We start from the raw sequence: 14220 nt of genomic DNA on the forward strand, positions 1-14220 counted from the left end.
GGCCGCCTTCTTTATTGACTACTTGTCTTCGACTTGCAGGATAGCCAGGAAGGCCTCTTGCGGGATTTCCACGCTACCGACTTGCTTCATGCGCTTTTTACCCGCCTTCTGCTTTTCCAGGAGCTTCTTCTTGCGGGTGATGTCGCCGCCATAGCACTTGGCCAGCACGTTCTTGCGCAGCGCCTTGACGTTTTCGCGGGCAATCACCTCGGCGCCGATGGCCGCCTGGATCGCCACATCGAACATCTGGCGCGGGATCAGGCCACGCATGCGCGTGACCACGTCGCGCGCGCGATAGCGTGCGTTGGCGCGGTGCACGATCATGGCGAGCGCATCGACGCGGTCGCCGTTGATCAGCAGGTCGACCTTCACCACGTCGGCGGAGCGATATTCGAGGAACTCGTAGTCCATCGACGCATAGCCACGCGAGACGGATTTGAGCTTATCGAAGAAGTCGAGCACGATTTCCGCCAGCGGAATTTCGTAGGTCAGATGCACCTGGCGGCCGTGGTAGCTCATGTTGATCTGAATACCGCGCTTTTGGTTGCACAGCGTCATGACCGGGCCCACATATTCCTGCGGCATGAACAGCGTCACTTTGACGATGGGCTCGCGGATATCGGTGATATGACCCACCTCGGGCATACGCGCCGGGCTGTCGATCACGGCCATCGTGCCGTCGCGCTGCACGACCTCGTACACCACCGACGGCGCGGTGGTGATGATGTCCATGTCGAATTCGCGCTCCAGGCGCTCCTGCACGATTTCCATGTGCAGCAGACCCAAAAAGCCGCAACGGAAACCGAAGCCCAGCGCCTGGGAGACCTCGGGCTCGAACATCAGCGCGGCATCATTGAGCTTGAGCTTTTCCAAGGAATCACGCAGCTGGTCGTATTCCGAGCTTTCCACCGGATAGAGACCGGCGAACACCTGCGGCTTGACCTCTTTGAAGCCCGGCAGCGGTGCCGGCGCGGGCTTGCCGGCCAGCGTAATGGTGTCGCCCACCTTGGCTGCGGCCAGTTCCTTGATGCCAGCGATGATAAAGCCCACCTCACCGGCCGAGAGCTTCGTGCGCGGCTGAGACTTGGGCGTGAAGACACCGAGCTGTTCGCACAAATGCGTCGAGCCCGAGGCCATCAAATGAATTTTGTCCTTCGGATGCAGCACGCCGTTGACAATACGCACCAGCATCACGACGCCCACGTAGTTATCGAACCACGAGTCGATGATGAGGGCCTGCAAGGGCGCATCCGGATCGCCCACCGGCGGCGGCACGCGGGCGACCACGGTTTCGAGGATCTCGTCGATGCCCATACCAGTCTTGGCGCTGGCAAGCACGGCTTCGCTGGCGTCGATGCCGATGACGTCTTCGACTTCCTGGCGAGCCGAATCGGGATCGGCCTGGGGCAAGTCCATTTTGTTGAGCACAGGCAAGACTTCCACGCCCAACTCAATCGCGGTGTAGCAGTTCGCCACCGTCTGCGCTTCGACGCCTTGCGAGGCATCGACCACCAGCAGCGCGCCTTCGCACGCCGAGAGCGACCGGCTGACTTCGTACGAGAAGTCCACGTGTCCCGGGGTGTCGATCAGGTTCAGGTTATAGACCTTGCCATCTTTGGCGCGATATTCCAGCGCCGCCGTCTGGGCCTTGATAGTGATGCCACGCTCGCGCTCGATATCCATGGAATCCAGCACCTGCGCGGACATTTCACGCGCCTCCAGCCCGCCACAACGCTGGATCAGCCGATCGGCCAAGGTCGATTTGCCATGATCGATGTGGGCAATGATGGAAAAGTTGCGAATATGCTGCATAGAGTGGATTTATAAGGGACAAAACGCGCGCACCAGGCGCACGGCGTGGAAGTCAATTCAAGCAGCCACCGAAAACGGGCTGCCGTGCCTAGCCGCCCGACCGCGTATTAGCCCAGGGACTCGCAAAAACGAGGGGGCGCATTGCGCCCCCTTTCTTGTGGCAACCAGCTATTTTAGCCGGTCTTGCTGCTTATTTGGACGGCTCGATCGCAACCCACTGCGCCTGCTCGCCACGACGGACCAACAAACCGGCCGCCTTGCCCTTGGGGAGCTTGCCAACCAGGCTGTTGAACTGCGCCGCATCGGTAATATCGGTCTGGTTCAGTGCCAGCACAATATCGCCCGATTGCAGGCCCACCGCACCGGCCGGCCCGGAGGCAGCACGGACCAGCGCGCCACCCTTGATGCCCAGCTTGCGCTGCAGTTCTTCGGGTACGTCCGCCACGATCAGTCCCAGGGCGTTGGTGCTGGTTTCCGCCTCGGGCTTGGCCTTGCTGGCGGCCTCGGCGGACTTCGCCTGCAACTCGCCAACCTTGACCGACAGCGTGACCATCTTGCCGCGACGCCAGACTTCCATATCGGCGCGTGTACCGGGCTTGGTCTGGCCGACGATACGCGGCAAATCGGACCAGCGCTTCACGGCTTCGCCGTTAAAGGACACAATCACGTCGCCAGCGCGTACACCGGCGTCGCCTGCCGGGCCTTCGGCCTCGACGTTGCTCACCAATGCGCCCTCGGCCTTGGGCAAACCGATGGCTTCGGCCACGTCTTTACCGACTTCGCCGATTTGCACGCCGATACGGCCACGCGTCACCTTGCCGTTCTCGCGCAGCTGGTCGGCTACGCGCATGGCCTCGTCGATAGGAATAGCCAGCGAGATACCCATGAACCCGCCGCTTCGCGACACGATCTGCGAGTTGATCCCGACCACTTCGCCATTCAGGTTGATGAGCGGTCCGCCCGAGTTACCGGGGTTGACCGCCACGTCGGTCTGGATGAAAGGCAGATACTCGCCGGTATCACGGCTGATGGCGCTGACAATGCCTGCCGTTGCCGTGGAATCCAAACCGAAGGGCGAACCGATAGCCAGGACCCATTGGCCTTTCTGCAAGCGCTTGGGATCACCGATCTTCAGCGGCGTCATGTCCTTGGCGTCGATCTTGATGAGCGCCACGTCCGTGCGCTCGTCGGTGCCAATGACCTTGGCCTTGAATTCGCGGCCGTCGGTCAAGGTGACATAAATGTCCGCTGCGTCGCTGACCACGTGGTTATTGGTCAGGATGTAGCCGTCGGCCGAGATAAAGAAACCCGAGCCCACGCCACGCGGCACCTTGCGCTCTTCAGGCGCCTGGCGCGGGGCTGGCTGAGGTTGTGGCACGCCGGGACCCTGGAAATCGGGGCCGAAGAACCAACGGAACAATTCATAAGGATCGTTGGTGGCGCCGGGCGCGCGCACGGGGACGGTAGCCGTCGTGCGAATGTTGACGACCGCGGGGTCCGCCTTGGCGATGATCGCACTGAAATCAGGCAGCGCCACCGCGGGGCCAGCCGCCGCCGGAGGCGTTTGAGCTAGAGCTGGCGCCGTCGGTCCGAAAGCGCCGGCCAGCAGAACGGCCGAGAGAACGGTGGGGGCAAAGCGCCGCAAAAAAGGGGTCGACACTGAATGTGATTCCATGAGAGAGAACTCCGAAAACTCCCCAGACCTTTTACAGGCTCGTTATTGTGACTTCGAAACCGGGACGTATTCAGTCGAGGTCGCCAGCTGTTCCAATGTCGCAGCCGGGACTTCACCCAACGCGGTCAACCAGAAATCCGCGATGCGCGTGCTGTAAATATTGATCGCACCGCGCCGCACAGCACCCTCGGCCATCGGTTGTTCATGCTGCTTATCGTAGGGCTCAATGAACACCGAAATCGCCGCGAGGCCATCCGACAACACCAGTTGATTGACTTTGTTGCGTCCCATTGAGCGCGCGACTTGCATAACCGCTACAAAACCGCCTGGGGCAGGAATACGCCAGCCTTGCGCAGCTAGGTCTACGGGCTCAACGGGGGGTTGGACAACCTTCCAGTCACGAATGTTCCACGGAGATTGCAATTCTTTTGGATCTACCCCATCACCCACGCGTATCGACGAAAACGACACCTGTTCGATGACGCGCTGGTCATGATCGACCGTTTGGGCGCGCAGCAGTAAGTTGGTCTTTGCATCCGCGCAGAGGCGATAACCATAACGCTGTCCGTCGCGCGGCTGAATCGTGATCAGCCGGCATTGGCGGTCCGCGACGCGATGCATGCCGTCTTGCAAACGGATGTCGTAGTACTGCGCCAATTCTTTCGGGTTACCGAGCAGCAAACCCGGAAAGCGGTCGCCCCGGCGCGGCTCCATCAAGACGGTTTTACGCTCGGGGATGAGGCACTGAATCTCATCGTTGTGCCGCAGATATTCTCGCGGCTGACCATCGAGGATTTCCAATCGTTCGCGTTCGCCCGTGCCATCGACCAGATGCACCAGACGCGACGACTGTATAGCCTCGCCTTGCTGGTACATGAAGACGCCCGAGTAGTCTTGCTTGCGCGCCGCCTGCTGGATGTCATAGAGCAACTGCACGGCCGCATCGGGGGCAGCGCTTTGCGCCTGGGCGCTATTCTGACTCGCCGCGAGCCCAACAAGCATCAAAGCCGCGAAGGCCCACGCGGCGCCATCGACGGGCCGGCGCATCGACCGGGCGCGATTGAACACGGGACGACAGAACTGTTGCAGCTGCGCGATCAACGTCCTACTCCGCCATCGAAAGACACCTGACGCACGGCGCTGGGGCCCGCCATCTGGCGATGCGCTTCCAGGTAATCACGCAATACAGGGGTTTCGTTGAGGGAGGCATCCGCCACCGTACGAATTTCGCCGGGGCTGGTAGCGCCGCCCATCACGTACGGCTGCGCCACCCAGGCCACGGTCGCCACGGCGGCGGCCACGGCCAGGCCAGACAAGCCCATCCGGATGGGAGAACGACGTCGCTGCGGTGCGACGATAGGCAGCTCGGCATCGAGTGCGCGCGACAACCGCGCCTGAAAGTCCGCGCTGGGACGCACGGCCAGATCCGAGTTACGCAGGGCATCGCCAATCAGGTGATAAGTGTCCCAGGTACGGCGGCCCTGCTCGCTGGCCAATTCGGAAAAATTAATGTCGGACGGCTCTCCGTCCATCCACGCGGACAACGATTCCTCTAGGGATAATTCGGTCTCGACCGCGGATTTTGCTGTTGACTGCATGACTGCCGCTCCTTACCAACGACGCTCGGCATCGGTATCCAGCAACGGACGCAATTGGGCGGCAATGGCTTCGCGCGCACGGAAAATGCGCGAGCGTACCGTTCCAATTGGACAGTCCATGCTCTGGGCGATGTCTTCGTAACTCATACCTTCGATCTCACGCAGCACGATAGCCGTGCGCAACTCTTCGGGCAAACCATCGATAACGGCATTGACCGTCTCGGCGATTTCCCGGCTTGCGACCATGGATTCCGGCGTGCTGATGTCTGTTAGGTTGTCTGTTTCGTTAAAAGTTTCACCGTCTTCGCTTTCTATTGCATTTGGCGCACTGGGACGACGGCCGGCCGAGGCCAGCCAGTTGCGCGCGGTGTTGACGGCAATGCGGTAAAGCCAGGTGTAAAAGGCGCTTTCGCCCCGGAATTGAGGCAGTGCGCGATACGCTTTGATGAAGGCTTCCTGGGCCACGTCCTCGATTTCCGAGGGATCGCGGATCATGCGCCCAAGCAGCCGCAGGATCTTGCGCTGGTACTTGAGCACCAGCAGATCGAAAGCTTTTTTATCCCCGCGCTGGACGCGGGCGACCAATTCGGCGTCTACGTCGCGCTCGCTCATGAAGCGTTCCTAGAGTCGTGAGACCGCAGGCGCCGGGCCGCACTGACCAGTATGCATAGACGGCGCCATGCTCGGGCGGGCACTAAAGGCTGCCAGATAGAAAGATGCAGGCAGTGTGCGCCCTGCCCCGCGGACCCGGTCTGCAATTGCAAATAAAGCCAGAACGGCCCGCGCCGGCTGTCGCGCAGCACGGCGGGAAACCAGCTGCGGCCCAGGCGAATTTGCCAGGTTCTGCTGCCCGCCACCGCACGCAGTGCGCGGGCGCGGACAGGGCGGCGCCCATGCGTCTGAGCCAAAGCCGGCTCGGACGCTGGCCGGGCCCGCCGGATCGGACGCAGTGGCACGCACTGCGTCCAGGAACTGGACTCCCGAAGGACGCCCAAATTAGATCCGGCGAACGGCCATGGAGCCGTTGGTGCCGCCAAAACCAAAGGAATTGGAAATTGCGACATCGATCTTCAGGTCCCGCGCCTCGTTGGCGCAGTAGTCCAGATCACACTCGGGATCCTGGTTAAAGATGTTGATCGTCGGGGGCGACTTCTGGTTGTACACCGCCAGCGTCGTGAACACAGCTTCGATACCGCCGGCCGCGCCCAACAAGTGACCCGTCATCGACTTCGTCGAATTGACCACCAGTTTCTTGGCGTGATCACCAAAGGCGAGCTTCAGTGCGTCGGTTTCGTTCTTGTCACCCAGCGGGGTAGAGGTACCGTGCGCATTGACGTAGTTCACCTCGTCGAGGTTGATGCCGCCATTGCGCAGCGCGTTGATCACGCCACGACGCGGACCATCTTTGTCCGGTGCAGTGATGTGATGCGCGTCGGAGCTCATGCCGTAGCCCGCGAACTCGCCATAGATGCGAGCGCCACGCTTTTTGGCATGCTCGTATTCTTCGAGCACCAGGACACCCGCGCCTTCGCCGAGCACGAAGCCATCGCGATCACGATCCCAGGGTCGCGAAGCGGTGGTCGGATCATCGTTACGCGTGGACAAGGCGCGCATCGCGGCAAAGCCACCGATACCCAAGGGCGAAACCGTGGATTCCGCACCGCCGGCGACCATGACGTCGGCGTCGCCGTATTCGATCAGACGCGCGGCATCACCAATGCAATGCAAGCCCGTCGTGCATGCCGAGACCACGGCATAGCTCGGGCCTTTCATGCCAAAGCGAATCGACAATTGACCGGAAATCAGGTTGATCAACGAGGCCGGCACGAAAAACGGCGAGATACGACGCGGTCCCTTGGCCAGGAACTCGGTCTGCGTTTCCTCGATGCGCGGCAGGCCGCCAATGCCGGAGCCTACGATGACGCCGATACGCTCCGCGTTTTCCTCGGTCACGGTCAGACCGCTATCTTGCCAAGCCTGGATGCCCGCGGCCATGCCGTAATGGATAAAAGTATCCATCTGGCGGGCTTCTTTGGCGGGCATGTACTGCGTGACGTCGAAGTCTTTGACCTCACCGGCGATGTGCGTGGTGATGGCTGAAGGATCGAAACGGGTGATGCGGCTAATGCCGGAACGTCCGTTGACGATATTGTCCCAGGCTGTGGAGATATCGTTGCCCACGGGCGATACGATACCCAGGCCAGTAATGACGACTCGTCGCTTCACGGAGGACTCCTAAAACAGACAAAAGAAAGGCGGTTCTCGGATGCGCCATGCGAACGGCACACCAGCAGACGTATCTTAACAATACCCTGCCAGCGAACCGCACGACACCCCTGAAACCGCCCCGATCCCGATCGCCAGCCGAAAACGGCATGACGGCGGGAAAATTTACAGGCTGCGCTTACTGCTTACCGTGCGAATTGATGTAATCAATCGCTTGCTGCACGGTCGTGATCTTCTCGGCCTCTTCGTCGGGGATCTCGGTCTCAAACTCGTCTTCGAGCGCCATGACCAGTTCCACCATGTCGAGCGAATCGGCACCGAGGTCGTCAAGGAAGGAGGATTCGTTCTTGATCTCGGCTTCGTTCACGCCAAGTTGTTCAGCGACGATCTTCTTGACGCGCTGTTCGATGCTTTCCATGCAGATCTCCAATTGGGAAAAATCCCGCGAATTATAGCTAAGCGCAGAGGAATGCAAACGCCTAGCCGTGAGAAAAGTAACTTTACGCCCGTGGGCGTACCCTAAAACCGGCCCTGAAAGACCGATTTATTGCATATACATTCCGCCGTTGACGTGCAGCGTGGTCCCGGTAATGTAACCCGCTTGCGGGCTCGCTAAAAAGGCCACCGCGTGCGCGATATCTTCGGCCGCGCCCAAACGCCCCAACGGAATTTGCTGCATCAGCGCCGAGGTCTGAGCCTCGCCCAACGCACGGGTCATGTCCGTGTCGATGAAACCCGGGGCGACGCAGTTGACCGTGATATTACGGCTGCCCAATTCACGAGCCAGCGCGCGCGACATACCGGCCACGCCTGCCTTGGCGGCAGCGTAATTGGCCTGGCCTGCGTTGCCGCTGGCGCCCACCACCGAGGTCACGTTGATGATACGACCCCAACGAGCCTTCATCATGCCGCGCATGACGGCGCGTGACAAGCGGAATACGGCCGCGAGGTTGGTGTCGATCACCGCGCTCCAGTCGTCGTCTTTCATCCGCATGGCGAGGTTATCGCGCGTGATGCCGGCATTATTGACCAAAATGTGAGGACCGCCTTCCGGGGCCTTGCTGAGCGTCTCGATCAACGCTTCGCTGGCTTGGGCGTCCGTCACATCAAGGACCACGCCGCGGCCACCGAACGGCGCGAGCGCTTCGCTGATGGCTTGCGCGCCCGACTCGCTGGTCGCCGTACCCACGACGATAGCACCGCGTTGCGCGAGTTCCAAGGCGATAGCCTTGCCGATCCCGCGCGTGGCGCCAGTGACGAGGGCCACTTTACCTTGCAGTTCTGCCAATTGTTTGTCCATGTCAGTTTCCGTGTATGTGGCGATGTGCGTGCAATGCCGAGGCGTGCCCCGGCGTTACGACAGCGTCGCCAGCGCGGCTTCGAGAGAGGCCGGATCGGTAATCGACAGACCAACGAGTTCGCTGTCGATACGCTTGGTCAATCCGGCGAGGACTTTGCCCGGCCCGCATTCGACCACGTGGGTAACGCCTTGGGCTTTCATGGCCTGCAGGGTTTCGACCCAACGAACCGGATGCCATGCCTGGCGCACCAAGGCGTCGCGGATGGCTTCGGGATCGGCGGGCGTGGCCACGTCAACGTTATTGATCACGGGCACTTGCGGAGCCGCGAGGGAGATCTTGGCGAGCGCATCGGCCAGCACATCGGCGGCCGGGCGCAGCAGGCTGGAATGGAACGGCGCGGACACCGGCAACGGCAGCGCGCGCTTGGCGCCGGCTGCCTTGGCGGCCTCACAGGCGCGCTCGACAGCGGCTTTGTGGCCGGCGATCACGACTTGCGCGGGCGCGTTGAAGTTCACGGCTTCGACGACCTCGCCTTGCGCCGCCTCGGCGCACGCAGCGCGTACCGCATCGTCGCTCAGACCCAAGATCGCCGCCATGCCACCCGTACCCACAGGCACCGCGGCCTGCATGGCATCGGCGCGCACGCGCACCAGGCGCACGGCGTCTTCGAGTGCCAGACTACCGGCAGCCGTCAGGGCGGAATACTCGCCGAGGCTGTGACCGGCTACCAAGGCGGGCATCGGGCCGCCTGCGGCACGCCAGGCGGCGAACACCGCAACGCCGGCCGTCAGCATGGCGGGCTGAGTATTGGTGGTGAGGTTGAGCTGATCCGCGGGGCCCTGGGCGATCAGAGCGCCCAAATCCTGCCCCAACGCTTCACCCGCGCGCGCGACCACATCGGCCACGGCGGCATTGCCGGCCCAGACATCGAGCATGCCGACCGACTGAGATCCCTGGCCGGGAAAGACAAACGCGATTTTCATGATAGAAGCATCAACTGATTTCAGATTGGGAGAATACCCGAGATCGTGTGGAGGCCCGTCACCGGCGCGAGCCAGCGGGCCCGCGCGACGGTCACATACGTGCCAACACCGAACCCCAAGTAAAGCCGCCGCCCACGCCCTGCATCAGGACGAGCTGGCCCGGCTGTACGCGCCCGTCGCGGCGCGCGGCGTCCAGCGCGAGCGGAACGCTTGCGGCAGACGTGTTGGCGTGCGAATCCACAGTGATCACGACCTTTTCGGTCGGCACGTGCAGCTTGCGCGCCAGGAAATTCAAAATCCGGACATTCGCCTGATGTGGAATGAGCCAGTCCACGTCAGAGACTTCGACGCCGGCCTCGGCGCAGACATCGCGCGCCGAACGGTCCAGCACGGTGACGGCTTGCTTGAAGACGGCCTGGCCGTCCATGCGCAGGAACGGATCGCCCACCACTGCGCCGTACGCCACATTGCCAGCCGCGCAGAGAATCTTGGTCTGCGAACCGTCGGCGTGCAGGTGCGCGGCCATGATGCCCGGCTCGTCGGAAGCCTTGAGCACAACAGCACCCGCACCGTCGCCAAACAATACGCAGGTGCTGCGATCGTTCCAGTCGAGGATGCTGGAGAAGACTTCGGCGCCGATCACCAGCGCGCAACGCGCCCGGCCAGCACGCACGAATGCGTCCGCGGTGCTCAGGGCATAGACAAAGCCGCTGCAAACCGCCTGCACATCGAACGCCGCGCCACCCTTGGCACCCAGATTGGCTTGCACCAGGCAAGCCGTGCTGGGAAACACAAAATCAGGCGTGGAAGTCGCAACGATAATCAAGTCAACTTCGGAGGCGTCCACGCCCGCGTCGGCCAAGGCCCGACGCGCGGCTTCGGTCGCCAACTGGCTGGTGGTCACGCCACGTTCAGCCAGATGACGTTGGCGTATCCCCGTGCGCTCGACGATCCATTCGTCGGACGTCGCGATATCGCGCGTCGCCAGTTCGGCGGCCAATTCGTCGTTGGAGACGACCCGCTCAGGCAAGAAACTACCGGAGCCAGCGATCTTGGCGTATGTCATTACCTTATCCATCAAACGGTATTTCCAGCCGCGGCAGTCTCACCGGCTGCGGCATCGCCCAGTTGTGAGCGCTGAGTGATCAGCACCACGGTCTGGGCAGTGCGTTCCAGCAGTTTACTCACGACGGCTTCGCGCGCGCGTTGCAGGGCAAAGCCATACGCATACGCATCGGCCGAGCCATGGCTTTTGATCACCACACCGCGCAAACCGAGCAACGCGGCACCGTTATACCGGCGGTTATCGACGCGGCCGCGCAAACGGTTCAGCACCGGCTTGGCGATAGCGCCCGCCAGGAGCGTGATGATGTTGCGTTTGAATTCCTCGCGAATCATGCTCGAGAGCATTTTCGCCAGGCCTTCCACGGATTTGAGCACGACATTGCCGACAAAGCCGTCACACACCACGACATCGACGGTACCCTTGAAGATGTCGTTGCCCTCGACGTTGCCGTAAAAATTCAGCGGACTGCGGCGCAGCAGCTCGGCCGCCTCTTTGACGACCTCGTTGCCTTTGATCACCTCTTCGCCAATATTCAACAAGCCCACTGAGGGGTTGTCGCGATGGTCCACCGCCTGCGTCAGCGCGGCGCCCATGATGGCGAACTGCAAGAGGTGTTCTGCCGTGCAATCGACGTTCGCCCCCAAATCCAGCACGGTGGTGGCCCGCCCGGTCTGATTGGGAATCGACGTGGCAATGGCCGGACGATCGATGCCATCCAGCGTCTTGAGCACGTAACGCGAAATCGCCATCCACGCGCCGGTATTGCCAGCGGACACGCAGGCGTCGGCCCGCCCATCCTTGACGGCTTGAGCCGCCAGGCGCATGGACGAATCTTTTTTACGACGCAAAGCCACCTCGACCGGGTCGTCCATGGTGACGACCTCGGAGGCAGGGACGATTTCCAGGCGATCGCGCGGAACGGACTGATGTTCTTTCAGAGCCGTTTCGATAGCGTCAGGCAGCCCGACCAGCAACAAGTGGGTATCGGGAAACTGCCGGGCGAATTCGATCGCAGCCGGTATCGTGACGGGCAGACCGAAGTCGCCGCCCATGCAGTCAATAGCGATGCGTATCACAGTTGCAGATCAGCTGCTGCCGTGAGAAAAAGCGCTTTGCAGCAGCTTATTCGTCAGCTTTGGTCTTCAGGACCTTGCGGCCACGGTAGAAGCCGTTGGGGCTGATGTGGTGACGCAGATGCGTTTCGCCCGTGGTGGGTTCGATCGCGGTCGGCGGGTTGACCAGAAAATCGTGCGAGCGGTGCATGCCACGCTTGGACGGGGATTTTTTGTTTTGTTGAACAGCCATGATGACTCCTAGAAACGGGGCGCATTGTACGCGATGCGCGCCCGATGTTGATCTAATCTTTACGCTTTAGTTGTTCGAGCACCGCGAACGGCGACGGACGCTGGGTGGCAGACGCTTGCTGCGCGTCGCCGTCTTCGGCCTGCGCGCCCGGGCATACGAGATGCTTGGGCACGAATGGAATGCTCAAAATGAGCTCATCTTCAACCTGGGCCAACAGGTCAAATCGATGCGAACCCACGACCTTTTCAGGTAGCGAATCCACAACATCCGGATCTTGCGTATCCATAGACAGATCGTCGTCGAGCTCATCCTCGGACTTGACCAACTGCAATACTGTCGAAGAATCTACGTCGAATACAAAGGGATCGTTGCAACGCTGGCAAATTAGGACCGGATGCGCCTCGACGTGCAGATGCAACAGCGGCTGATCGGCAGCAATGCTCGACCCGACCACGCCCTTGCCCATCTCGCCACGCACGGACCATCGCACCAGGCCCGCATCGCCCTGGGGCTGCTCGGGCAAACCCTCGATAGCGCGCGTCATGCGCGACAGCGGCACCTCGCCCTGCAGAGAACCACCCTGTCTGGCCAGCGCGAATGCATCGACTACGGTAGCCGCCGACACGGACCCGTGCGGCTTTGCCGCGCCTGCCCGTTGATTGTCACTCATGCGAACTCCGTAAACTTTGTTAGTCCCGAACCGCCGACCTTTCCGTCGAGGATCTGCCAAACTTTTCGGCGATACGACTCGTAGACAGAAAATCAGCGGGTTTAGCATTTACCGGCACGACACCCGGTCGCACCCGGCATCATAGCCGCTGCGCGACCATCCTGCGTGACACCAAAATCCTCGGGCGCCGTGCAAAAATCCCGCAAAACGTTAGATAATACCGTGACTTACGCCTAACCGTCAAACAACGCATGCCTAATTTACCACCCCGCCTGATCCTGGCTTCGAGCTCTCCCTACCGTCGCGAATTGCTGGCGCGCCTGCGCCTGCCCTTTGAGGCCATTTCGCCGGATGTGGACGAAACACCACAGGATGGCGAAACCCCGGCCGCGCTGGCGCTGCGACTGTCGGTCGCCAAAGCCATGGCAATCGCGACGAAACACCCCGGCTGCGTCGTGATCGGCTCCGATCAGGTGGCTACCATCGATGGCCAACCGATTGGCAAACCCGGCGATTTTGCCCGCGCCCAGGCGCAGCTGCGCATGCTGGCGGGGCAAACCGTGGAATTCCACAGCGCACTCGCCGTGACCGATGGACAACGCGTCGAGAAAACGGACGTAGTGACGCTGTGCCGTTTCCGCCCGCTGTCGGACGCCGCCATAGACGCTTATCTGCGCGCCGAGGCGCCGTTTGACACGGCCGGCAGCGCCAAGGCGGAGAGCCTGGGTATCGCGTTGATGGAGTCCATCCGTAGCGACGATCCGACCGCCATTATCGGCCTGCCATTGATCGCGTTGACCGGCATGCTGGCCACCTTTGGACTGGATCCTTTGACTCATGCTTCGCCGTTGGAAAACGCGGCATGAGCGGCGTGCTACACCTTATCCCGGTAGGCCTGGGCACCGCCTCGCCCGAGCGCTGGCTGCCCTCGGATGCGCGCGCGCTGGCGGGCGGCCTGGACACGTATATTGCCGAGAACGCCAAGACGGCCCGCGCTTTTTTGAAGCAGATCGGCACAGTCCGCCCCCTGCAGGAAATCACCATCCATACCCTGACGCCCAAAACCAACGCAGGCGAGATTCAGCAGTGGCTGGCGCCGGTGCGAGACGGCAAGGAAATTGGGTTGGTTTCCGAGGCCGGTTGCCCGGCCGTCGCGGACCCTGGCGCCACGGTGGTGGCCGCCGCTCACCGGATGGGCATTATCGTGCGCCCGTGGGTCGGGCCATCGTCGATTCTACTGGGATTGATGGCCAGCGGCCTGGATGGCCAGCGCTTTGCCTTTCATGGCTACGCCCCGGTGGACCCGGCCGAGCGGGCCAAGCAGCTGCGCGCGTGGGAGCAGCATTCCGCGCGCCATCATCAGACGCAGCTGCTGATCGAAACGCCTTATCGCAATGCGGCGATGTTCGCCACACTGTTGTCGAGCCTGCGGCCCGACACGCGGCTGTGCGTTGCCCGTTCCCTGACCACGGACGAGGAATGGGTACGCACGTACAGCATCGCGGAATGGAAAAAGCAGCCCGCGCCGGATCTGGACAAGCAGCCGACACTATTTCTTTATCTCGCCCAGCGCGCGTGACGGCA

The 14220-nt window shown here is 61.7% G+C and carries 15 protein-coding genes; 2 read left to right on the forward strand and 13 right to left on the reverse strand.

Annotation, left to right across the window (positions count from 1 at the left end):
- Nucleotides 1–18: 18 nt before the first annotated feature.
- The 13 genes from lepA to GOQ28_RS03040 form a co-directional block, all read right to left on the reverse strand.
- Nucleotides 19–1812 carry a translation elongation factor 4 gene (gene lepA, locus GOQ28_RS02980; RefSeq protein ID WP_160355375.1) on the reverse strand — a complete coding sequence of 598 codons (1794 nt, stop codon included), beginning with the start codon at nucleotides 1810–1812 and terminating at the stop codon, nucleotides 19–21.
- Between the two features lie 190 nt (nucleotides 1813–2002).
- A complete protein-coding gene (locus tag GOQ28_RS02985) occupies nucleotides 2003–3487 on the reverse strand; it encodes a DegQ family serine endoprotease (RefSeq protein WP_160350358.1) in 1485 nt (494 codons plus the stop codon).
- Between the two features lie 42 nt (nucleotides 3488–3529).
- Nucleotides 3530–4534 (reverse strand): MucB/RseB C-terminal domain-containing protein, encoded by a 1005-nt coding sequence (locus GOQ28_RS02990; protein ID WP_160355414.1) that lies wholly within the window; start codon nucleotides 4532–4534, stop codon nucleotides 3530–3532.
- 50 nt (nucleotides 4535–4584) lie between these two features.
- Nucleotides 4585–5085, reverse strand: a complete 501-nt coding sequence (locus tag GOQ28_RS02995) for a sigma-E factor negative regulatory protein (protein ID WP_160355376.1) — start codon at nucleotides 5083–5085, stop codon at nucleotides 4585–4587.
- Nucleotides 5086–5097: 12 nt separating this feature from the next.
- Entirely contained in the window at nucleotides 5098–5697 is a 600-nt protein-coding gene (rpoE, locus tag GOQ28_RS03000; RefSeq protein ID WP_160350360.1) for an RNA polymerase sigma factor RpoE, read from the reverse strand.
- Nucleotides 5698–6081: 384 nt separating this feature from the next.
- Entirely contained in the window at nucleotides 6082–7311 is a 1230-nt protein-coding gene (gene fabF, locus GOQ28_RS03005) for a beta-ketoacyl-ACP synthase II (protein ID WP_160350361.1), read from the reverse strand.
- A 178-nt stretch (nucleotides 7312–7489) separates the two neighbouring features.
- On the reverse strand, nucleotides 7490–7729 hold the full coding sequence (gene acpP, locus GOQ28_RS03010) for an acyl carrier protein (protein ID WP_003813816.1): 240 nt from the start codon (nucleotides 7727–7729) through the stop codon (nucleotides 7490–7492).
- A 126-nt stretch (nucleotides 7730–7855) separates the two neighbouring features.
- On the reverse strand, nucleotides 7856–8611 hold the full coding sequence (fabG, locus tag GOQ28_RS03015; RefSeq protein WP_160350362.1) for a 3-oxoacyl-ACP reductase FabG: 756 nt from the start codon (nucleotides 8609–8611) through the stop codon (nucleotides 7856–7858).
- A gap of 54 nt (nucleotides 8612–8665) precedes the next feature.
- The gene (gene fabD / locus GOQ28_RS03020) at nucleotides 8666–9595 is read right to left on the reverse strand and encodes an ACP S-malonyltransferase (RefSeq protein WP_160355377.1); all 930 of its coding nucleotides are present in this window, start codon (nucleotides 9593–9595) and stop codon (nucleotides 8666–8668) included.
- Nucleotides 9596–9686: 91 nt separating this feature from the next.
- Nucleotides 9687–10673: a beta-ketoacyl-ACP synthase III gene (locus GOQ28_RS03025; RefSeq protein ID WP_160355415.1), complete on the reverse strand. Its 987-nt coding sequence runs from the start codon at nucleotides 10671–10673 to the stop codon at nucleotides 9687–9689.
- Entirely contained in the window at nucleotides 10673–11737 is a 1065-nt protein-coding gene (gene plsX, locus GOQ28_RS03030; protein WP_160355378.1) for a phosphate acyltransferase PlsX, read from the reverse strand. The genes GOQ28_RS03025 and plsX overlap by 1 nt, the downstream gene beginning before the upstream one ends.
- Before the next feature lie 46 nt (nucleotides 11738–11783).
- A complete protein-coding gene (rpmF, locus tag GOQ28_RS03035; protein ID WP_026640362.1) occupies nucleotides 11784–11966 on the reverse strand; it encodes a 50S ribosomal protein L32 in 183 nt (60 codons plus the stop codon).
- A 52-nt stretch (nucleotides 11967–12018) separates the two neighbouring features.
- On the reverse strand, nucleotides 12019–12636 hold the full coding sequence (locus GOQ28_RS03040) for a YceD family protein (protein ID WP_160350365.1): 618 nt from the start codon (nucleotides 12634–12636) through the stop codon (nucleotides 12019–12021).
- A 251-nt stretch (nucleotides 12637–12887) separates the two neighbouring features.
- Here GOQ28_RS03040 and GOQ28_RS03045 point away from each other — a divergent pair, with 251 nt between their 5' ends.
- Nucleotides 12888–13502, forward strand: a complete 615-nt coding sequence (locus GOQ28_RS03045; RefSeq protein ID WP_160350366.1) for a Maf family nucleotide pyrophosphatase — start codon at nucleotides 12888–12890, stop codon at nucleotides 13500–13502.
- On the forward strand, nucleotides 13499–14215 hold the full coding sequence (locus tag GOQ28_RS03050) for an SAM-dependent methyltransferase (RefSeq protein ID WP_160355379.1): 717 nt from the start codon (nucleotides 13499–13501) through the stop codon (nucleotides 14213–14215). Before GOQ28_RS03045 ends, GOQ28_RS03050 begins: the two co-directional genes overlap by 4 nt.
- The last annotated feature ends 5 nt before the right edge of the window (nucleotides 14216–14220 follow it).

The organism is Bordetella sp. 02P26C-1 (genome assembly GCF_009763255.1).
In the GTDB taxonomy this organism is placed as follows: Bacteria; Pseudomonadota; Gammaproteobacteria; order Burkholderiales; family Burkholderiaceae_B; genus Bordetella_A.